Annotated in this window: 15 protein-coding genes, 1 tRNA gene and 1 pseudogene; 9 read left to right on the top strand and 8 right to left on the bottom strand. The window is 72.0% G+C overall.

Annotated elements, in window-relative coordinates:
* Window positions 1–174: 174 nt before the first annotated feature.
* Window positions 175–540: a hypothetical protein gene (locus tag AB0F82_RS02330; protein WP_362622887.1), complete on the top strand. Its 366-nt coding sequence runs from the start codon at window positions 175–177 to the stop codon at window positions 538–540.
* A gap of 81 nt (window positions 541–621) precedes the next feature.
* Here the strand turns inward: AB0F82_RS02330 and AB0F82_RS02325 are convergent, their stop codons facing one another.
* A complete protein-coding gene (locus AB0F82_RS02325) occupies window positions 622–1,674 on the bottom strand; it encodes an AraC family transcriptional regulator (protein ID WP_362622884.1) in 1,053 nt (350 codons plus the stop codon).
* 229 nt (window positions 1,675–1,903) lie between these two features.
* Here AB0F82_RS02325 and AB0F82_RS02320 point away from each other — a divergent pair, with 229 nt between their 5' ends.
* Window positions 1,904–3,292, top strand: coding sequence for a serine hydrolase domain-containing protein (locus AB0F82_RS02320; protein WP_362622881.1), 1,389 nt, complete (start codon window positions 1,904–1,906; stop codon window positions 3,290–3,292).
* Here the strand turns inward: AB0F82_RS02320 and AB0F82_RS02315 are convergent.
* Together AB0F82_RS02315 and AB0F82_RS02310 are read right to left on the bottom strand one after the other, a co-directional pair.
* The gene (locus AB0F82_RS02315) at window positions 3,289–5,121 is read right to left on the bottom strand and encodes a hypothetical protein (RefSeq protein WP_362622878.1); all 1,833 of its coding nucleotides are present in this window, start codon (window positions 5,119–5,121) and stop codon (window positions 3,289–3,291) included. The two genes, AB0F82_RS02320 and AB0F82_RS02315, sit on opposite strands and share 4 nt — an antisense overlap.
* Window positions 5,121–5,196: transfer RNA gene (locus AB0F82_RS02310), tRNA-Cys, on the bottom strand. The genes AB0F82_RS02315 and AB0F82_RS02310 overlap by 1 nt, the downstream gene beginning before the upstream one ends.
* A 377-nt stretch (window positions 5,197–5,573) precedes the next feature.
* Between AB0F82_RS02310 and AB0F82_RS02305 the strand changes: the two genes are divergently transcribed.
* The 7 genes and pseudogenes from AB0F82_RS02305 to AB0F82_RS02275 all read left to right on the top strand — a co-directional run.
* Entirely contained in the window at window positions 5,574–6,911 is a 1,338-nt protein-coding gene (locus tag AB0F82_RS02305; RefSeq protein ID WP_362622875.1) for an ABC transporter substrate-binding protein, read from the top strand.
* Between the two features lie 20 nt (window positions 6,912–6,931).
* Complete coding sequence (locus AB0F82_RS02300) at window positions 6,932–7,807, top strand: carbohydrate ABC transporter permease (protein ID WP_436842022.1); 876 nt, start codon at window positions 6,932–6,934, stop codon at window positions 7,805–7,807.
* The gene (locus AB0F82_RS02295) at window positions 7,804–8,691 is read left to right on the top strand and encodes a carbohydrate ABC transporter permease (RefSeq protein WP_362622872.1); all 888 of its coding nucleotides are present in this window, start codon (window positions 7,804–7,806) and stop codon (window positions 8,689–8,691) included. The genes AB0F82_RS02300 and AB0F82_RS02295 overlap by 4 nt, the downstream gene beginning before the upstream one ends.
* Before the next feature lie 73 nt (window positions 8,692–8,764).
* Complete coding sequence (locus tag AB0F82_RS02290) at window positions 8,765–11,794, top strand: alpha-mannosidase (RefSeq protein WP_362622869.1); 3,030 nt, start codon at window positions 8,765–8,767, stop codon at window positions 11,792–11,794.
* A 517-nt stretch (window positions 11,795–12,311) separates the two neighbouring features.
* Window positions 12,312–14,336, top strand: coding sequence for an NADPH-dependent 2,4-dienoyl-CoA reductase (locus AB0F82_RS02285; protein ID WP_362622866.1), 2,025 nt, complete (start codon window positions 12,312–12,314; stop codon window positions 14,334–14,336).
* 46 nt (window positions 14,337–14,382) lie between these two features.
* The gene (locus tag AB0F82_RS02280) at window positions 14,383–14,796 is read left to right on the top strand and encodes a PaaI family thioesterase (protein ID WP_356814922.1); all 414 of its coding nucleotides are present in this window, start codon (window positions 14,383–14,385) and stop codon (window positions 14,794–14,796) included.
* Between the two features lie 43 nt (window positions 14,797–14,839).
* A pseudogene (locus tag AB0F82_RS02275) lies at window positions 14,840–14,998 on the top strand (SRPBCC family protein); the annotation flags it as partial.
* 14 nt (window positions 14,999–15,012) lie between these two features.
* Here AB0F82_RS02275 and AB0F82_RS02270 read toward each other — a convergent pair.
* The 5 genes from AB0F82_RS02270 to AB0F82_RS02250 form a co-directional block, all read right to left on the bottom strand.
* Window positions 15,013–16,584 (bottom strand): alpha/beta hydrolase, encoded by a 1,572-nt coding sequence (locus AB0F82_RS02270; protein ID WP_362622862.1) that lies wholly within the window; start codon window positions 16,582–16,584, stop codon window positions 15,013–15,015.
* A 154-nt stretch (window positions 16,585–16,738) separates the two neighbouring features.
* A complete protein-coding gene (locus tag AB0F82_RS02265) occupies window positions 16,739–17,257 on the bottom strand; it encodes a hypothetical protein (protein ID WP_362622858.1) in 519 nt (172 codons plus the stop codon).
* A gap of 141 nt (window positions 17,258–17,398) precedes the next feature.
* Window positions 17,399–18,427, bottom strand: a complete 1,029-nt coding sequence (locus AB0F82_RS02260) for an SCO0930 family lipoprotein (protein ID WP_356814925.1) — start codon at window positions 18,425–18,427, stop codon at window positions 17,399–17,401.
* Between the two features lie 137 nt (window positions 18,428–18,564).
* Entirely contained in the window at window positions 18,565–19,983 is a 1,419-nt protein-coding gene (locus tag AB0F82_RS02255; protein ID WP_362622855.1) for an NADH-ubiquinone oxidoreductase-F iron-sulfur binding region domain-containing protein, read from the bottom strand.
* 29 nt (window positions 19,984–20,012) lie between these two features.
* Window positions 20,013–20,882: a hypothetical protein gene (locus tag AB0F82_RS02250; RefSeq protein ID WP_362622853.1), complete on the bottom strand. Its 870-nt coding sequence runs from the start codon at window positions 20,880–20,882 to the stop codon at window positions 20,013–20,015.
* Window positions 20,883–21,427: the final 545 nt, after the last annotated feature.

Genomic DNA, 21,427 nt, shown 5'->3' with positions numbered 1-21,427 from the left:
TCCGCCCGGAAGGCCGATCTTCTCCCTGTATACACGGAACGCACTGGCTGTCTCGAACGACGATCGTTGCGGCGGGTGACGACTTTCGAGGACAGCGCGTGCCCCCCGTCCCTTGCGAGGGTGTGAGCGTCCAGGCGATCGCCGCCGGACGCGAAGCGACTTGGAGGAACGGGCGTGGCTCAGCGCAAGGGTTGTCTGATCGGCTGCGGAGTGGCGCTGGTGCTGGGCATCGGCGTCCTCGCCGCGGTGGTCTTCGGCATGGGGAAGTTCCTCGACATGGCCGAGAAGACCGTGGTCGACCCCGCGGTCTACGAGGGCGTGAAGGTCGGCGACCCGGAGGGCGACGTCCGGGCGAAGCTCCCGTCGGGGGAGAGCTTCGTCAAGGCCGCCCTCAAGGAGGGTGGACCGGTAGAGCCCGAGGGCAGCAGCTGCGCCTGGTACATATCCGGCGGCGACACCGAGCTGGGCGCGGAGACGGTGCTCCGCTTCTGCTTCAAGGACGGCAAGCTCGCGGAGAAGACCCAGTACCCCATGAAGTGAAGCCGCGCCGCGCCGCTGCGCACGGCTGTGCCGGGCTGTGCCCCGCCCCACCCCGCTCTGCCCGGGCCGCGCCCGTGCGGGTCAGCCGCCCGGGGCGGGCGCCGCGAGTCCCGCCGCGTTGCGGATGTCCCGGGGTGCCCGCCCGTCCCACCGCCGTACCGCCCGGCGCAGCGCGCGGATGTCGCTGTACCCGACCCGGGCGGCGATCAGCTGGAGCGGCAGATCGGTGGTGCGCAGCAGCTCCATCGTCCTTTCCTGGCGCACGGACTCGACCTCCTCGCGCCAGGTCGTGCCGAGTTCCCGCAGGCGCCGCTGCAGCGTGCGCGGGCTCATCGCGAGCCGCCCCGCCACGTACTCCAGGTTCACGGTGTCCTCCCGGAAGGCGCCGGCGAGGACCATCCGGAAGCTGTCCTGCCAGAGCATCACCGGCTGGGCGGCAGCCAGGGTCAGCCGGGCCTGGTGTGCCAGGAGGCGGTCCAGGCCCGGCTGCGCCTTGGGCAGCGGCGTGCGTACGTCGTCGTCGTGGAAGGTGATCGAGTTGTACGGGGCCCCGAAGTCGATGCGGGTGGTGCCGAACAGCTCCACGAGCCGGCGGTACTCGCGGGGCGCGCCGTGCGTGACGCAGACGCGCAGCGGGGCGAGCGGCCGGCCGGTGGCGGCCCGCGCCCTGGTCAGGAACATGGCCAGCGCGAACCAGTCGATGGCCTCCACCACGTCCGGTCCCCAACTGCCCGTGGCGTGGCGGATGGTGAAGGTGCGGCCGTCCTCCTCGATGAGGAGCTTCTCGTTGGCCGGGTCGGCGATGACGGCGTTGTACTCCACCACCTGCCTCAGGGACTCCCGCAGGCTGGGCCCGCTCGTGACCAGGTAGTCCCACAGGCCGAACGTGCCGATCGGAGCCTCGTCGGTGAGCAGCGCGCCGACCGCCGTCCCCGCCTCGGAGAGCGTCAGCGCCTCCCACACGGCGAGCGCCGACGGGGTCGAGACCCGGGCCAGGTCGTTGCCGAGCACCTCGGGGCCCAGGTCGTGGAACCGGGCGAACCTGTCCATGCCGGCGCCCGACCGGCGCAGGGCGTCGACGACGAAGCGGGCGAGGTGCACGGAGACGGTTCCGCGGGCGTTGTGAGACTGCATAGGGCGGGTGACGCTACCAGCCGCTCCGGCGAACTTCCCCACGCACCGTGCAGCTTGGCGCAGGCGTGCCACCCGGGCGGCGCGAAACACTTTCTCCCTGGCGGGAAACCGGTTCCCCGATGGCGCCGGAGGTCCCCTCGCTGACGCGTGAAGGTCCTTACGGCCGTCCGCGGGACCTGCCTACGGTGGCGTCGACCACGGCATGACCGACCGAGTCGAAGGATCCGACGTGACGTTCTCCCCTGCCCACTGGCAGAGCCGCCTCGACGCGTTACGCGCCGCCCACCACGTACCCGGCGCCACCCTCGCGGTGTTCGCCGACGGGCGGATCCACGAGCTGGCGAGCGGCCTGCTGCACCGCGGAACAGGGGTGGAGGCCACCACCGACTCGGTGTTCCAGCTCGGCTCCATAGCCAAGATCTACACCGCCACCCTGGTCATGCAGCTCGTCGGCGCCGGCCAACTGGACCTGGACACGCCCGTGTCCGAGATCCTGCCGGAGTTCACCCCGGCCGGCGCCCCGGGCGCGGCCAAGGCGATCACGGTGCGCCGGCTGCTCAGCCACACCAGCGGCCTCACCTGTGACTTCACCTACGACAGCGGGCGCGGCGACGACTGCCTGGCCGCCTACGTGCGGGCCGCCCGGAACGTGGCGCTCGACTGCCCGCCCGGCACCGCCGTCTCCTACAGCAGCGTCGGCTACAACGTCCTCGGCCGCATCGTCGAGGTCGTCACCGGACGCACCTGGGACCAGGCCCTGAAGGAGCGGATCGTCGCCCCCCTGGGCCTGACCCACACCATGACCCTGCCCGAGGAGGCGCTGGCCTTCCGTACGGCGATGGGCCACCTGCCGGGCGACGGGCCGGAGCCCGAACCGGCTCCCGCCTGGGACATGATGCCCCGGTCGGCAGGGCCGTACGGGCGTGTCCTGGCGAGCGCCGCCGACGTGCTGCGGCTGGCCAAGATGCACCTCGACGGCGGCGCCACCGCGGACGGCACCCAGGTCCTGGGCGCCCGCGCCGTCGCGGCGATGCAGCGGTGGGAGGTCGACGTCCCCGACCGGTGGACGGTGAGCGCGGACGGCTGGGGGCTGGGCTGGTCGCTGTACGACTGGAACGGAGTCCCGGGGTACGGCCACGACGGCGCCTCCACCGGCCAGTACGGCTACCTCCGCGTCGTGCCCGGCGCCGACGTCATCGTCGTCCTGCTCACCAACGGCGGCGGCGCCCGCCGCCTCTACGCCGACCTGTTCCGCGAGCTCCTCGCGGAGCTCGCCGAGGTCCGCACGCCCCCCTCCTTCGCGCCGCCCGCACACCCGCCGACCGTCGACATGACCCCGCTGCTGGGAACCTACCGGCGCGAGGGCGTCGTTATCACGGTCACCGCCGCCTCCGGCGGCTCCCCGCACCTGCGGTACGAGTTCGTCGACGGCATGCGGGACTTCTCGCCGCCCCTGGAGCTGGACCTCGTCCCGCTCAGCGCGACGGTGTTCGCCGCGGCCGGCACCGGCGCCTCCTTCAGCGAGGACTGGATGCCGGTCGTCTTCGCCGCCCTCGTCGACGGCACCCCCTGCTGCTACATCGGCATGCGCTGCGCCCCCAGGACGGCCGCCGGCTAGGCGGCGGCGAGACGGAGGGCCGCGAGCGGGCCGGCGATCCCCGCGGCGGCGCGGGCCGGCAGCCGGGCGGTCCGGACGTCGATCCAGGCGAGTACGCGGGTCTGCTCGTCCGCGTCGCACAGCGAGAGGTGGAACAGCAGCTGCCGCCAGGCGTACGAGGTCTGCGCGGGCGTGGCGGCCCGGCGGACCGCGGCGCAGAAGGCTCCGCGAGCCGCGCCACCCCACCCGCCCCGCGGGCTGACGTCCGCGTACCGTACGAGGGTGGCCAGGTTGAACGTGGTCAGGATCCGGGCCTGTTCGATGACGGCGGCGTCGACGGCCGGCGACCCGCCCGGGCGCCCCGCGCGTTCGACGCACAGTGTCGCGAAGCCCTCGTGGTCGCCGGCGGCCACCAGACGCAGCACTTCCGCGTAGTCGATGCCGTGGTAGCGCTCGTACACCGTGCCGCGCAGCAGCTCTGCGGGGGCCTGTGCGGCCGGTAGCAGGTCGGGGGAGGGCCTTCCGCTGTACCTGTGGGCGAACGGCTCGGTGAGGAGCGGGACGGGCAGTCCGGCGAGCGGGACGAGCCCGGACAGCGCACGGGCGAGCAGGTTGGGCAGCCCGGCGCCGGGAAAGTACTCCACGCAGACCTCGGCGAACATGCGCAGCGTCGCGCGGGCCCGCACCGCAGGGTCGGGACCCCAGGGAGCCACCGCTCGCAACCAGGGCAGGGAGGCGATCCGCTCGTGGTGTTCGCGGCTCCACCACAGCGCGTACCGGCGTGGGCGCCCGGCGCTGTACGCGGCGGCGACCAGACTGCCGAGGGCCTCGTCGGCGTACCCCTGTGCGGGGTGTGCGGCGACCAGCCGGCCGGCGACCTCGCCGAGCACTTCGGCGGACGGGACGGCGCCGGTCTCCAGCAACGTCCTCAGGGGAGCGGTGAGCGCCGCGGCGACCGGCTCGCGGACCGACGGAGGGATCCCAGCCGCGATGGGAAGCCCGGTGGACCGCGCCTCCTCGGCGGTCACCGGCCCGGTCAGGGTCCGCGCTTCCGTCGTCCCGCGGGCGACGTCGAGCGGGGCGAGCCGGCGCAGCAGGAGCGCGGCCAGATCGTGGTGAGCGGGCAGGGCCGCCTGCCGGGCCTGTTCCCGCCGCAGCCGGGTGTGCTCGGCGGAACCCGGTCGGCCGCGCCTGGCGGCCATCGAGGCGACGGCGTGGCGCACCAGGCCCGCGAGGCGGGGCGGCAGTTCGCGTCCCGTTACCGTCGCCTCGAGCCCGCGGAGCAGGACCGCCGTGTTCGACTTCGGGTTCAGGTGCTTGGTGCAGCGGGTGTGCGCCGCGGCCAGTTCCCGGTACCGGGCGAGCAGCGCCGCGCCGGACGCCCGGGTCACGGCCTGCGGATCGGCTTCGATGCGCAGCCAGTGGCCGAGCAGCTCGTCCTCGAAGGGCCGCCAGACGGTGAGCGCCTCGCGTTGCGCCTCGACGGCGGGGTGCGGCGCACGGCGCGCGAGCGTGCCGGCCGCCTCGCCGACGGTCAGCCGGTGCACGGCGTCCGGATCGGGGACCGGCCGCTCGACGGGATACGGAGCGAACCGGACCTCGTGGGCGAAGGGCCGCAGTTCCTCGACGAGTTCGGCCGCGGCGGCGTCCTCCCCGGTACGCCGCAGCCAGGCGACGCACAACAGCGCGGCCTGCTCCGGCGCGCGCACCTCGTACCGCCCGCTGCCGAGCAGCGACTCCAGCCAGGCGAGGCCGTCGTCGGTGAGGCAGTGGGCGAAGAGGTCCGCGTCGGAGATCCCCGACGCCGGGAGCCCGACGGTGGGCGGTTGCTGTCCAGTGTTCTCGTTCATGGCCGGCGTGGCAGGTCCTGCCCCTGCGCCCTCCGACTGTGCAGGTCGGTGCTCTGGCTGCTGAGCTACACGCCGTTCGAGGCGAACCTAGACGCTCGATCGCGAGTCGCACAAGCGGAGCTCGGGCTCCCAAGGGAAGGGGGTTCGGGCGGTGGAGGTAAAGCGCATTAGTGCGGGCCGGCCGAAAGAGGCGACAAGGAGTCAACATCGCCGTGCGCGAAGCTTCCCCGTCGGATCTGCACCAGGATCGGAGGGCTTTGTACTAAAGCGCATCAGTCCAGCTCGAAGGTGTGGGATCGCGGTCCGTCGGAGCCCGCTCCGCCCCGTCGTGGGATTCGGTACCCGTCGGCATCGGCCAATGCCGACTCGGCGTCATTGACGAGGTCTTGCTTTCCCGCGACCGTGGGCACCGCCTCCGGCGACGAGGCCGGACTTCTGCGAAGGCGGCGACGATGACCCGTTCGAACCCGATCCGTACGGCTGTTGCCGCGCTGGCGGCCGGCGCGCTGGTGTCGACCGCCGCGTGCGGACTCGGCGGCGCCGGCGCCGGGACCGCCAAGGAAGCCGAGAGAACGGGAAAGGTGGCCGGCGAGATCACCTTCCGGACCCTCCAGCTGAAGCCCGCCTTCACCGGCTACGTACAGGCCGTCATCGACGCCTTCGAGGAGAAGTACCCGGAGGTGGAGGTCCACTGGGAGGACGTGCCGGGTGACGGCTACAACGAGAAGCTCGTCGCGGACGCCCAGGCCGGCGCCCTCCCGGACGTGGTCAACCTCTCCACCGACTCCTTCCAGCTCCTCGGCGACCGGGGCCTGCTCGCCGACGTCGCGAAGCTCGACGGGGACACGGCCAGGGAGTACGTACCGGGCGCCTGGGAGCAGTTCAAACTGCCCGGGAAGGGTGACAGCGTCTACGCCTACCCCTGGTACGTGACTCCGGAGATCCTCACCTACAACAGGGAGCTCTTCGAGAGGTCCGGCCTGGATCCGGCCGTACCGCCCACCAGCGTGGAGCAGTTCTTCGACTACGCCGAGCAGATCGCCGCCCGGTCCGGCGGCCGGTACTCCGCCTTCATGGCCGACCCCGAGGGACGCTTACCGGGCGACTGGCAGAAGATGGGCGTTCCCCTCCTCAGCCCCGGGAAGGACCGGTTCACCTTCGACACCGACAAGGCCGTCGAATGGGTGGAGCGGATGAAGGACCTGTACGCCAAGGGCGCCATGCCCAAGGAGTCCCTGCTCAAGTCCGACGACGTCAACCAGCTCTACGGCGGCGGCAAACTCGTCTTCGGCCCGGGCTCCCCCGGATTCGTCAAGGACATCAAGCTGAACGCCCCGCAGGTCTACGCCAAGACGCAGGTCGCGGGAGCCGTCACCGGCCGGCTCGGCCACATCGGCATCTACGCCCAGTCCCTCGGCATCCGCAAGGACACGCAACACCTCGACGCGGCGGCCGAGTTCGCGAAATGGGTCACCAACGGCCCGAACCAGGTGGAGTTCTCCAGGAAGGCCACCATCTACCCCTCCAACGCGCAGGGCCTCGCCGACCCGTTCTTCTCCGACAGGGGCGACGGCAAGGACGCCGAGACGCTCGCCCGGGCCGTCGGCGCCGACCAGCTGAAGACCGCCGCCCTCGACGCCAACACCCCCGTGCAGTGGACCAACCAGGTCGGGGACGCCGTCGTACGCGAGGTGCAGAAGGCCATCAAGGGCGAGCAGGACGCCCGGACGGCGGTGAAGAAGGCCGAGGAAGCGGCGAACCGGCTCCTCGCCGACGCGGCCCGCCCGTGACGGCCGACAGCGACACCGGGCTGCCCCACCGCACCTGGTGGACCCCGTACCTCTTCCTCGCCCCCGGCCTGGCGATGGTGCTGCTGTTCAGCCTGTGGCCGTTCGTCAACACCGTCGTCCTCTCCTTCACCGACGCCCGCATCCTGCGCGGCGGCGGCTTCGTCGGCCTCGACAACTACCGGCGCGCCTTCGCCGACCCCGACTTCCTCGTCGCCACCGGCAACAGCGTGCTCTACCTCCTGGTGGTCGTCCCCTGCCTGGTCCTCCTGCCACTGGCCCTCGCCGTCCTCGTCCAGGCCAAGCTCCCCGGCATCGGCTTCTTCCGCTCGGCCTTCTACACCCCGGTGATCGCCTCCGCAGTGGTCGTCGGGCTGATCTGGCAGTGGGTCCTGCGCAGTGACGGCCTCGTCAACACCGTCTTCCGGCGGCTCCACCTGGTCTCCGAGCCGGTCCCGTTCCTGACGGACAGCACGATGCTGCTGGTCTCCGCGATGGTCGTGACCGTGTGGAAGGGCCTCGGCTACTACATGGTCTTCTATCTGGCCGCCCTCGGGAACGTTCCCGCCTCCCTCCACGAGGCCGCCGCGATCGACGGTGCCGGTCCCGTCCGGCGCTTCTTCAGCATCACCGTCCCCCAGGTGAAACCGATGATGCTGCTCGTCGGTACCCTCTCCGCCATCTCGGCGCTGCGCGTCTTCACCGAGATCTACATCCTCGGCGGGGAGAGCGGCGGACCCGGCGGCGGAGCCCGCACGCTGCCGTTCCTCATCCGCCAGGTGGGCCTCGGCTTCGCCGGCGAGACCGGTTACGCCTCCGCCATATCCATCCTGCTGCTCCTCCTCACGCTGGTCTTCAGCCTGCTGGGCCGCCGCCTGACGAAGGGGGACGAGGCATGAGCCGCCCGACCTCGGCCTCGGCACCGGCCTCGGACTCGGCCTCCGCATCCCCGCCGCCCGGCCGCGCGCGCCGCCGGCTCGGCCTGGCCGCCCGTTACGGCACGCTGCTGCTCATGCTCGTGGTCATGCTGGGCCCGATCGTCTGGCAGTTCCTGACCTCCGTCCGCGGCCGCACCGAGAACGTGTACGACGGCGTACTGCCCACGCGGCCCACCCTCGACAACTACGTCCGCGTCGCCGAGTCCTTCCCGCTGCTCCAGTACGTCGGCAACACCCTCGTCGTCGCGGTCCTCGCGATCACCTCGAACCTGCTCTTCGCCGCGATGGGCGGTTACGCCCTCTCCCGCGCCGCCTGGAAAGGGCGCGAGGTCGTCTTCACCGTCCTCGTCGCCACCCTGATGTTCCCCTTCGAGTCCGTGATGATCTCGATGTTCCTCACGGTCCGTGAGATGGGTCTGGTCGACACCCTCATCGGGGTCTGGCTGCCCGGCGCGGTCTCCGTCCTCAACATCATGATCATGCGTGCGGCCTTCCTCGCCGTGCCCAAGGAGGTCGAGGAGGCCGCCGTCCTGGACGGAGCGGGCGAGTGGGCCCGCTTCACCCGTGTCTTCGTCCCCTCCGCCAGGGGCGCCCTGGCCGTCGTCTGCATCACCAGCTTCATGGGCGCCTGGGACGACTTCCTCTGGCCGCTGCTCGTCCTCACCGACAGCGACCACTACACCCTCCAGCTCGGCCTGAAGACCCTGGCCGGCGCCACCACCGTCAACGACCAGCGGCTCATCGCCGCAGGCGCGATGGCCGCGCTGCTGCCGATGATGCTCCTCTTCTTCGCTCTCCAGCGTTTCTTCTTCAAGGGCGTGGGCGAGGGAGCCGTCAAGCTGTGAGCCGGACCGTCCGACCGACCGGCAGGCCCTCCGTACCGACCGACCACCACCTCCGGGAGCAGGAGCAGCTGTCATGCATGACGACCGCAGCATTACCGAGCACCGCCTCCGCCGGGTGCTCCAAGAGCGCATCAGGCCCGCCGTCCACTCCAGCCCGCTCCCGCTGACCGTCGAGCGCTGGGACGCGCCGGGTGAGCCCGTCCCCGTCGCCGACGGCCTGGCGGCGCCCTACGAGCCCTGCGCGCCCGGCGACGCATGGGGTCCGGCCTGGGGCACCACCTGGTTCAGGGTCACCGGGACCGTCCCCGCCGGATGGGCCGGCCGGACCGTGGAAGCCGTCCTCGACCTCGGCTTCGACCGGATGATGCCCGGCTTCCAGTGCGAGGGCCTGGTCCACCGGGCCGACGGCGGGGAAGTCAAGGCGCTCAACCCGTACAACGACTGGGTGCGCGTGGCCGACCGCGCCGAGGGCGGCGAGCGGATCGAATGGTACGTCGAGGCCGCCGCCAACCCGGTCCTCGTCGACCACCGCGCCACCTACGAGGGCGACCTGCGCACCAGCGGCGACCAGCCCCTCTACCGCCTCGCCCGGATGGACCTCACCCTCTTCGAGACGGAGGTCTGGGAACTGGTCCAGGACCTCGAAGTGCTCTACGAGCTGATGACGCAGCTCGCCGCCGACGACGCCCGCCGGTACGAGATCCTGCGCGCCCTCGGCGCCGCCCTCGACGCGGTCGACCTCACCGACGTGCCCGGCACGGCGGCCGCCGCCCGCGCACGCCTCGCCGGGGTCCTCGCCGCCCCCGCCAACGCCTCCGCGCACCGCATCAGCGCGGTCGGCCACGCCCACATCGACTCCGCGTGGCTGTGGCCGCTGCGCGAGACGGTGCGCAAGGTCGCGCGCACCACCTCCAACATGGTCAACCTCATGGACGAACACCCCGAGTTCGTCTTCGCGATGTCGCAGGCGCAGCAGCTCGACTGGATCAAGACCCACCGGCCCGAGCTCTTCGAGCGGATCAAGAAGAAGGTCGCGGACGGCCAGTTCGTGCCGGTGGGCGGCATGTGGGTGGAGTCCGACACCAACATGGTCGGCGGCGAGGCGATGGCCCGCCAGTTCCTCTACGGCAAGAAGTTCTTCCTGGACGAGTTCGGCATCGACACGCACAACGTCTGGCTTCCCGACTCCTTCGGCTACACCGCCGCCATGCCGCAGATCGTCAAGCTCTCCGGCTCCCGGTGGTTCCTGACCCAGAAGATCTGCTGGTCCCAGGTGAACAAGTTCCCCCACCACACCTTCTGGTGGGAGGGCATCGACGGCAGCCGCGTCTTCACGCACTTCCCGCCCGTCGACACCTACAACTCCGACCTCGGCGGCGCCCAGATGGCGCACGCCGCACGCAACTACCGCGAGAAGGGGCGTGGTTCACGCTCCCTGGCCCCCTTCGGGTGGGGCGACGGCGGCGGCGGACCCACCCGCGAGCACCTCGCCCGCGCCCGGCGCCAGCGTGACCTCGAAGGCTCCCCGCGCATCGAGATCGAGCGGCCCGACGCCTTCTTCGACAAGGCCCGCGCCGAGTACGAGGACGCGCCCGTCTGGGCCGGCGAGCTCTACCTGGAGCTGCACCGCGGCACCTACACCTCCCAGGCCAAGACCAAGCAGGGCAACCGGCGCAGCGAATCCCTTCTGCGCGAGGCCGAGTTGTGGGCGACGACCGCCGCCGTCCGGGTGGCGGGGTACGCCTATCCGTACGAGGACCTGGAGCGGATCTGGAAGACGGTGCTGCTGCACCAGTTCCACGACATCCTGCCGGGCTCCTCCATCGCCTGGGTGCACCGCGAGGCCCGCGAGACGTACGCGAAGGTGGCCGGGGAGCTCCGGGGGATCACCCTCGCCGCGCAGCAGGCCCTGGCGGGGGAGGGCGCCGAGGAACTGGTCTTCAACTGCGCCCCCCACGCCCGCAACGGCATCCCGGCGGGCGGAGCGGGCCGCCCTGAGCGCCCGTCGGAGCCGGTCACGGTCGAGGAGCGGCACGGCGGCGGACACGTCCTGGCCAACGGCCGGCTGCTGGTGGAGATCGACGGCCGCGGCCTGATCGTCTCCGTCTACGACCTACAGGCGCGCCGCGAGGCGGTCGCCCCGGGGGCCGCCGCGAACCTGCTCCAGATCCACCCCGACTTCCCCAACATGTGGGACGCCTGGGACGTCGACGAGTTCTACCGCAACAACGTCACCGACCTCGACGGGCTGGACGGCCTGGAGGTCACCGAGAGCGGGCCGCGCTCGGCGACCGTAAGGGCCACCCGCTCCTTCGGCCGGTCCACCGCGGTCCAGCAGATCACTCTGCGGGCCGGGGCCAGGACGGTCGACATCGTCACGGACGTCGACTGGCGCGAGACGGAGAAGTTCCTCAAGGCCGCCTTCCCGCTGGACGTGAAGGCCGAACGGACCGCTTCCGAAACGCAGTTCGGGCACGTGTACCGGCCGACCCACACCAACACCTCCTGGGAGGCGGCCAAGTTCGAGATCTGCGCCCACCGCTGGATCCACGCGGAGGAGCCCGGCTGGGGGGTGGCCCTGCTCAACGACTCCACGTACGGGCACGACGTGACCCGCGACGTACGGGCCGACGGCGGGCAGACCACCACCGTACGGCTCTCCCTGCTGCGGGCCCCCCGCTACCCGGACCCGGAGACCGACCAGGGCGCCCACACCCTGCGGTTCTCGCTCGCGCCCGGCGCGGGGATCGGGGACGCGGTGCGCGAGGGCCACGCGCTGAACCTGCCCGAACGCACCGTGGCGGGCGCCGGCCCGGTCGCCCCGCTGCTGGCGGTGGACTCGGACGCGGTGGTGGTCGAGGCGGTCAAGCTCGCCGAGGACCGCGGCGGTGACGTGATCGTCCGCCTCTACGAGTCCCGCGGCGGCCGCGCCACGGCCACCCTCACGGCGGGCTTCCCCGTCGCGGAGGCGGTCGAGAGCGACCTGCTGGAACGGCCCCTCACGGGCACGGCGGTCACGCCCCCGGCCCCGGGGGCGGACGGCGCGATCACCCTGACCCTGCGCCCCTTCCAGATCGTTACGCTCCGCCTCCGCCGCCCCTGATCCCGTACCCGTGGGACGCCTCCTGGACCGGTCACCGCCCGAGGCGTCCGTCGCTCGATGTCCGGCGGGAGGTCCGGCCCGGCCCCTGCAGCAGGGCGAGCCCCTGGACGGTATCGGGGCGCCGGGCCGGAACAGGTGCCGGTCCCGGGGTCCTCGAACCGGTCGAGCCCACAGCGAGCTGCAGCAGGCCGCGCGGTGGACGGCGTCGATCCGGCGGCGGTAGCCGTCCCACAGGACGTCACCCGCGCGCGCCGCCGCCCAGGTCCGGTACGTAGGTGCGGCGCCCGCGCGCGAGAGCGTCCGGTACCGGGACCCGCCGTCGGCCGCGTCCTCCGGCGAGGTCGCGGTGTGCTGGTCCGCCAGCCGGCCGAGCCTGCGGCGTGAACTCCGCCACAGGGGCGCCCCCGGGGGCCGGGAACTCCGGGGAGAAGGAGTCCCCTCGGTTATGCACCTAGTTGCAAAACCCGGCCCGCCTCGCTAGAACAGGTTCATCACCCCCGCGCGAGGAGGCGCCCCCATGAGTTCCCAGAGCCGGTACCCGCACCTGCTGAGCCCCCTGGACCTCGGCTTCACCACCCTGCCGAACCGCGTGATCATGGGGTCGATGCACACCGGCCTCGAAGAGCACCAGGGCGGCTTCGAGCGCCTCGCCGCCTTCTACGCCGAGCGCGCCCGCGGTGGCGCCGGCCTCATCGTCACCGGCGGCATAGCCCCCAACGACGCCGGCCGCCCCTTCGAGGGGGGCTCCCGCCTCACCACCGAGGACGAGGCCGCCGAGCACCGGGTGATCACCGACGCCGTGCACGCCGAGGGCGGGAAGATCGCGATGCAGATCCTCCACTTCGGCCGCTACGCCTACCACAAGGACCTGGTCGCGCCCAGCGCCATCCAGGCCCCCATCAGCCCCTTCGTCCCCAACGAGCTCTCCGACGCCGAGGTGGAGCGCACCGTCGAGGACTTCGTCCGGGCCGCCCGCCTCGCCAAGCTCGCCGGCTACGACGGCGTCGAGATCATGGGCTCCGAGGGCTACCTGATCAACGAGTTCATCGCCGCCGCGACGAACAAGCGCACCGACCGCTGGGGCGGCGCCTACGAGAACCGCGTCCGCTTCCCGCTGGAGATCGTCCGCCGCACCCGCCAGGCCGTCGGCGAGGACTTCATCCTGGTCTACCGCCTCTCCATGCTCGACCTGATCCCCGGCGGCTCCACCCTCGACGAGGTCGTCCACCTGGCCAAGGAGATCGAGGCGGCCGGCGCCACCATCATCAACACCGGCATCGGCTGGCACGAGGCCCGCATTCCCACCATCGCCACCTCCGTCCCGCGCGGCGCCTACACCTGGGTCACCAAGCGGCTGATGGGCGCGGTCTCCGTGCCCCTGGTCACCAGCAACCGCATCAACACTCCGGAGATCGCCGAGGAGCTGCTCGCCGACGGCCGCGCCGACCTCGTCTCCCTGGCCCGTCCCTTCCTCGCCGACGCCGACTTCGTCGCCAAGGCCGCGGCCGGCCGCCCCGAGACCATCAACACCTGCATCGGCTGCAACCAGGCCTGCCTCGACCACACCTTCAGCGGCAAGATCACCAGCTGCCTGGTCAACCCGCGCGCATGCCACGAGACCGAGCTCGTGCTCTCGCCCACCAAGCTGAAGAAGCGCGTCGCCGTCGTCGGCGCCGGCCCGGCCGGCCTCGCCTGCGCGGTGTCCGCCGCCGAACGCGGCCACGCCGTCACCCTCTTCGAGGCCTCCGGACACATCGGCGGCCAGCTCGACATCGCCCGCCGCATCCCGGGCAAGGAGGAGTTCGAGGAGACCATCCGCTACTTCGGCACCCAGCTCGCCGCACACGACATCGACGTCCGCCTGGACACCCGCGCCGACGTCGAGACCCTCCAGGGCTACGACGAGGTCGTCGTCGCCACCGGCGTCACTCCTCGCACCCCCGACATCGAGGGCGTGGACCACGCCAACGTGGTCACCTACCTCGACGTGCTGCGCGACGGCGCCCCCGTCGGCGAGCGCGTCGCCGTCGTCGGCGCCGGCGGCATCGGCTTCGACGTCGCCGAGTACCTCACCGACAGCGGCGAGGGCGCCTCCCAGGACCCGGACGTCTACTTCCGCCACTGGGGCGTGGACACCGCGTACACCGGGCCCGGCGGGCTCACCGCCCCCGAGCGGCCCGCGCCCCCGCGCCAGGTCCACCTCCTCCAGCGCAAGGCCACCAAGGTCGGTGCCGGCCTCGGCACCACCACCGGCTGGATCCACCGCGCGGAGCTCAAGCACCGCGGGGTCGTCTCGGTCGCCGGAGCCGCCTACGACCGCATCGACGACGACGGCCTGCACATCACCGTCGGTGACGAGCAGCGCCTCGTACCCGCCGACACCGTCGTCCTGTGCACCGGCCAGGAGCCGCGCCGGGACCTGTACGAGGCCCTGCGCGCGGCCGGTATCGACGCCCACCTGATCGGCGGCGCCGACGTGGCGGCCGAGCTCGACGCCAAGCGGGCCATCCGCCAGGGCACGGAACTGGCAGCGAAGCTCTGACCGAAAGGGGATTGTGGCGGTCCGTGCGGGCCGCCACAATCTCCCGGTGACGTTCTCTCCCGCAGACGCAGACAAGATCCTCGCCGACCACTTCGCCCCCTGGGTGCTCGCCCTCGGACTGACCGTCCAGGAGACCGGCGAGCGGCACGCCGTCCTGCGGCTGCCCTGGTCCGCGGAGCTCGCCCGCGACGGCGGCGGCCTCTCCGGGCAGGCCATGATGGCCGCCGCCGACACCGCCACCGTCATCGCGATCTCCGCCGCGCGCGGCGGGTACGGCCCGATGACCACCGTCCAGCAGTCGACGAGCTTCCAGCGTCCGGTGGTCGGCGCCGACATGCTGATCCACGTACGGGTCACCAAGCTCGGCAAGCGCATGGCCTTCGCCGACATCACACTGACGCCCGACGGCGCCGGCGAACCGGCCGCCACGGCCTCCACGGTCTACGCCCTGCTCGGCTGACCGCCGCCGCGCGCGGCGGGCGCCGGCCTGGGAACATGGCACCCTCCCCGGCGGGCGCACCCGGGTCCGGATGTTCAACACCCTCGAAGGGCACGGCCTCGGCAAGCTCCTCGTCGGCCCGGCGCTGAAAGCCGCGCGCAAGGACGCCCCCGACTTCGGCCGCCGGATCAAGGCGGCCGCGGAGGCGTCCCTCACGAACTGACCTTCCGGCCCGGGTCAGAACCGCCCGGGAGCCCCGGGGAAGGGCACCGGCTTCGCCGGCCCGGACCCGCGCTTCCCGGCGGCCGCCGACGGGTTCTGGCAGGTCACGTCCTGGGCGGGGAGCCGGCCCGTGGTCAGGTACGCGTCGATGGGGGCGTTGGCGCAGGAGGCGGGGTCGAAGAGGTACACGCCGTGGCCCTCACCGCCGCCCGCCAGCACCATCCGCGAGCCCTTGAGCGCCCGGTGCAGGCCCTGGCCGCTGGTGAGCGGGGTCTGGGAGTCCCACTCGTTCTGCACCGTCAGCACGTTCGCCTTCTTGTGCATCGGCGTCGCCGACTCCACGGGCCGGTCCCAGAAGGCGCACGGTTTGATGTTGGACGCGAAGTCCCCGTACAGCGGGTACTTCACCTTGTCCTTCGCCGCGTCCCGCTCGTACTGCTCCGTGTAGCGCGGCCAGCTGCCGGTGTCCCCGCAGACCACGGCCCAGAAGACGGCCGTGCCGTTGTCCGAGGCGGGCTCCTCGGCCGTCCGGCCCAGCAGCTTCGCCCTCAGCCCCTGCACGTCCGTGCCCGCCGCCTGCGGCTTGCCCTCGGCGGCCGCCTTCAGGGCGGCGACCAGCGGCGTGGCCTGCGCCGGGTAGAAGAACACCCCTCGCGCGGACCGGATCATGTCTCCGGTGACCTTCGAACCCTCGAAGTCGATGGGCTCCCGGTCGGCGCGCTCCACCAGGGCCCAGAACGTGTCGGAGACCGCCTTCGGGTCGTCGCCCAGCCCGAACTCCCCCGACCGCTCCGCCGCCCACCGCGTCCACCGCGCGAAGGCCGGCTCGGCCTCGGTGGCCCACACCTGGATCATCCCGCGCCAGATCCGCTGGGGGTCCACACCGCTGTCGAGCACGAAGCGGTCGGTGCGCTCCGGGTACATCTGCGAGTACACCGCGCCGAGGTAGGTCCCGTACGAGTAGCCCAGGTACGAGATTTTCTGCTCGCCCAGCACCGCGCGGATGGTGTCCATGTCGCGCGCCGTGTTGCGGGTGGTGATGTACGGCAGCACCGCGCCGGACTTCTCACGGCACTTGTCGGCGACGGTGCGCGCCCACGTCACGTCGGAGGAGAAGGTCTCAGGACGGTAGGGGCGGTCGAAGCTCTGCTCGGCGTCTTCCAGCCCGCAGGTGATGGGGCTGCTGGCACCGACCCCGCGCGGGTCGAAGCCGATCAGGTCGTAGCTCTCCCGCACCTCCTTGGGCATCAGCCCGTGCATCAGCAGCGGCAGATCGAGCCCCGGACCGCCGGGTCCGCCCGGGTTCAGCAGCATGGCGCCGTGCCGCTTGGCGGGGTTCTCGCTCTTCATCCGGGATATCGCGATGTCGATCGTACGGCCGTCGGGACGCCTGTAGTCGAGCGGGACCTTGATCGTGGCGCACTCGTACGAGGCCGGCTGCTCGGGGCTGCACCGCTGCCATGCGGGCTTCTGCCGGAGGTGCTCGGCCGTGGGAGCCGCGGCCGCCTGCGTCGAGGCCAGCAGGGGGACGGTGCCGGCGATGAGTCCGGCGGTGGCGAGCAGCGGTGCGAGGCGTTTCAGGCGCACGAAGCCGTTCCTTTCGGAGAAGTCGCTTACGCCCCAACCTTGTTGTACGGAAGGGCCCGGCCGAATCATCCCGAAGGGTCGTGCCGTGTGCTTCTCACGAATGAGCCGATATCAGGACACTGGCCGACGCGCCGTCGCCGTGGCGGGTGCCAACTCAACCGCCTGCGGCAGGAGTCGGCTGGTGGCCGGTGTGCTCGGAGGAGCCCGAGTGCTCGGAGGAGGGGCCGCCGTGCTCGGTCCCGGTCTCCACGGAGCCGCCGAGTCGTTCCCGGAGCGCGTTCAGGGCGTCCGCCGACCGGGTGGTGACGACCCACCGGTCGCCCACCAGGTAGACCCCGCCGTACGCCCGGGCCTCGTCCAGCCAGGCGCGTAGCCCCTCCTGGGCGGCGAACGTGGCCATGCGGAAGGCGCCCTGCCCGGTCTCGCAGCCTCCCTGCCGCAACTCGTCCGCCTCCACGCTCACTTCGGCGGTGCAGCCGATGGCCGTGGCGATCTCCTCGATCGAGGTGCCCGGAGCGGCCGGGGTGGCCGGGCCGGCCGCCTTCGCCGAGCCGGCGGGCGCGGTCGTATCGCCTGCGCACCCTCCGCACAGCAGCACGGCGGCGGCGCACGCCGCGGCGACGGCCGCGAACGGCGGGCGGATCCGGTGGGCGGGGCGGGCGGTGGACGGCATGGGAACCTCGCGGGCTGATCGGGAAAAGGGGTCGTGGTGCCCGGGAGGGGAGGGGCCCGGGCACCACGCGCTTTTCGGGGGTGTCGTGCTGTTCAGTGGAACTGGAAGTCCGGGAAGCCCTCGGGGGTGGGCTCCGCGGCCTCAGCCGGTGGCCGTCACCTTCTTGCCCTTGTCGGAGACCGCGAACCAGACGCCCTGCTTGCCCTGTCCGTTGATGTCACCGGGCTCCTTGTCGCCGGTGAACGTGTACACCGGCCAGCAGTCGATCGTCAGCTGTTCGGTGCCGTCGGGCCGCTTGAACGTGCCCACCAATTCGGCGGGAATTCCCTTCACCAATTCCTTGTCGACGGCCTTGGCGGGCTTCCACGTGTTCAGGCAGGCACCGAGGCAGTTGGTCTTCATCGGCCAGGCGCTGTCCTTGTCGAAGCGGTAGAGCGTGCGGCCCTCCGCGTCCGAGAGAATGGGGCCGAGCTTGGTGTTCCGGTTGACGCTGACGGGGTCGGCCTTCGCCGGCTCCTGCTCGCCGGCCTGGCCCGCGCCTGCGCCGGCGTCCGCGCCGGCGTCCGCACCGCCACCCGCGCTCGGGTCGGCGCCCGACCCGGAGGCCGCACCGCCGCCTGCCTTCGCAGGCTTCCCGTCGGGTGCCAGCACGTGCCAGGTTCCGCCGACCCCCTCGCCGAGGGTGTCGCCCGCCTTGGTGTCCTTCGCGTAGCGGTACACGGGCCAGCCGGCCAGCGTCAACTGCTTGGTGCCGTCGGCCCGTTCGACCGATCCGAGCAGGCTCTTGTCGATGCCCTCACCGGCCGAGGCGTCGTCCGCGGAGACTGCCGGCCAAGCCTTGGCGCAGTCCCCCTCACAGTTGGACTTCGGGGGCTTGGGGGTGTCCTTGTCGAACCGGTAGAGCGTGAAGCCCGCGCTGTCGGTGACCGTCGATCCCAGCTCCGCGGAGGCCTTCACCTTCAGCTCCCCGGCCGGGCCGGCCTTGACGGCGTCGGCCGCGGGGACTGCGCCCGACCCGCCCCCGTACCCGTCGTAGCCGGACCCCGCCTGTTTGCTGTCGCCCACCGGCTGGACCGAATCCCCCTTTCCCGCGGAATTTTCGCCGCTGCCACATGCGGCGGTCAGCATCAATACCGCGACGGCCGACCCGGCGAATACTCCACGACGCATTTTCTTCACGATCTCTCCTTCAGGTCAGGATTCGCGTTCTCGTGCCTTGGGTAATTTCTACGGGGCCGGTGGAGGAGAATGCCGATATCCTTGAGAATTTGTCAGATCGCGCCAACATTGAACCCGGGGGAGATGGTTCAGTCCTGGATGCGCAGCGCGAGCGCGGGACAGCGCCGCACCGCACGCAGCGCCTTCTGCCGCAGCTGTGCGGGCACGGGCATGGACGCCTGGGAGGGGTAACCGTCCGCGTCGAGCCGCACGACGTCGGGGAGGATGTCCACGCAGAGCCCGTGGCCCCTGCACAGGGTCCAGTCCACCACCAGCCTCTCCTCCGGGGTCTCGTCCTTCGGCAGGGGCAGTGCCCCCACCACCCGCCGGCCGCAGCCGCTGCCGAGGGCGTGGTCGCGGAACTCGTCCGGGAACGCCGCGAGCGCCGAGGCCACGAAGGCCGCGGTGCCGTCCGGATGGCTGCACGCGCCGCGGCGCCGCACCACCTTCATCCGGGCTTCGATGGTTTCCAGCGCCGTTCTGCCCCCGCCCCTGACGGCGTCGTCCAGTACGTCGGCCAGCGCGGGCAGCCCCCGGAAGCAGGGGCCGCACTGGCCGGCCGTCTCGTCCGCCATCCACCGCGTCACCTTCGCCACCTCGCCGGCCGGACAGGTGTCCTCCGGCAGGGGCAGCACCGCCCCCGCCCCCAGTACCGCGTCGAAGGCCGCGAGGGAGCCCCGGGAGAGGTCGGCGATGCGCGCGGACCCCGGATCCAGCCACTTGCCGTGGTAGCCGCCCACCAGGACGCCTTGGCCGGGATCCAGGCCGCACAGCTCCAGGACGTAGGCCAGCGGGGTTCCGAGGGGCGCCTCGACGACCGTGTTGCCGGCGATGGTCAGCATCACGGTGCCGGGCTCGGACGGCAGGCCGACCGAGCGGTAGTCCAGCGCGCCGAGCCGTGCCGCGACGGCGAGCTGGGCGTAGGTCTCGGTGTTCGAGAACAGGGTGGGCATGCCGCCCAGGCCCCGCTCGCTGGTCCGGATCTTCTGTCCGGAAGGCAGCGTCGGTCCCCCGTTCAGGCCGTTGACCATGGAGGTGCTCTCTCCGGTCACGAAGCGTTCGGGCAGAGCCTGCACGCGGACCTGGCGGCCGGCGGGGCCGCGTTCCGCGATGGCCGCGCGGAGTGACTGCTCCACGTCGGGCCGTGTGACGCCGATGACGACGTCGTCGGCGCCGACCGCGGCGGCGGCCAGCAGGGCTCCGTCGAGCACCAGGTGCGGGACGTGCAGCAGCAGCGCCTTGTCCTTGAGGCAACTGGGCTCGCCCTCACTGGCGTTGACGACGACCGCCGTTCCCGTGTCACGGCCTTCGGCAGCGCGCATGACGGCGCGCAGCTTCCGGGCGAAGGGGAACCCGGCCCCGCCTCGACCGCGTAGGTCGATGTTCTCCGCGAGGTCGACGAGCTCGTCGGGCCGGTAGCGCGGCATCTGGCCGTGGGTGGTCAGGTGCGCCACGCGGTCGAGCCGGGGGGCCTGGTCGAGGCCGGCCAGGAGTCTGGGAGCGCCCACGCAGCCGAGGCTGGGGCGCGGGAAGCCGCTCACAGCCGCCACTCACGGGTGGCGAACTGGTCCCCGTCGATGCCGGTGGCGGAGCCCATGCCCAGGCCGGCGTCCATGTAGGAGCCGGCCGGGTCGGCCGCGTACACGGCCGTGAGTGCGGGGCTGTCGTCCTGTGGCGGCGCGGCCGGCCCGGTGAACTTCTCCCGGGAGCCTGATGCCCGGGCACGCGATTCCCGCCGCGGCCGGGGAACGGCGGCCACGACGGGCTGCTGCGGAGCGCTGATCGGGCCGGGTGGACCTGACGGCTCCTCGGCCATCCTCGCCTTGACCCGGAAAGCGAGGATGCCGGCGACACCGAGCAGGCAGAGCGCGTACGCCACCGTGACATAGAGGTCTGCCGCGCGCCCCGCCTTCAGCCCGTGGACCAGCGAGGCACCCCACGCCGGATAGGCGGCGAAGTGCAGGGCCCGCCACCACAGGGACCGGCCCTTGGTGGCGAACACGCTGCGCACCGCACCGGAGACCGCCACGGCGACGAAGAGGTATCCGGCAAGGCTCCCGAGCCCGATCAGCACGGGCTGTTCGATGTCCGTGAACGGCACCGCCGCGGCGGACGCGCTCGTCCGCTGCTCCGCGACCTTGACCCAGATGTGCAGAGCCAGGAAACCGAGGCCGGACACCGCGAGCCCGCGGTGCACACCCTGGGCCAGCAGCCGGTGACCCGACTTGAGCAGCAGCCTGTCGGTGGAGACCAGTCCCCACAGGACGGTCGAGGTGAGCGAGACGAGCGAGAGCACGCCCGCCCCGAAGTCGAGGAAGTCCCAGAGCTGGGAGAAGGCGCCCGCGCGGGCGGCCACGGTGACGGAGACGATGGCCGCGCCGACGGCGCAGATCGCGCCCGGACTCATCCGGCCGGGCGTGGGCAGGAGTGAGGGCCGCCGAACGGCCCTCCGTCCGGCGGCCGGAGCCGATGCCGCGTGTCGGCTCTTACGGCGGGCCCTGTGTGGGCGAGGCATGTGCGGCTGGGACAAGGGCATCCAGGTCTCCTGTGCGCCTGGGTTCCGAGCGATCCACCTGGCGCTCGGGACCCGGGGGTCGTTGTCGTCTCTGCCCGGCCGCGCTTTTAAACTCCGCGCCGGCCGAGGGAACTTGGGGCCGGAGTGCAGCAGCATCGTGGAGCTGCACATCAGCTCCACAGGATTTATCGAAACGTGATAATTTCTCGCAGCGCGTCTCCGGCTCATCGAACAACACCGGAAGATTCCCCTCCAGCGGAGGTTGCGACAGGCCACCGCGCCGCCCGCCACCTACGCGTCCCGGAGAGCAAAATCAGAGCAAAATCCCGGGAGTGTGGGTGGTCGGACCTCTCCAGGAGGGAGTACGAGGGCAGCAACTCTCGTGTCAGATACGGAAGTTGACGCGAGGCGCAACCTCGGCGGGTCTGCCGCTCTTC

Origin of the sequence: Streptomyces virginiae, from assembly GCF_040638905.1 — a bacterium.
Taxonomy (GTDB): domain Bacteria; phylum Actinomycetota; class Actinomycetes; order Streptomycetales; family Streptomycetaceae; genus Streptomyces; species Streptomyces virginiae_B.
This window is presented reverse-complemented; position numbering and strand designations above follow the sequence as displayed.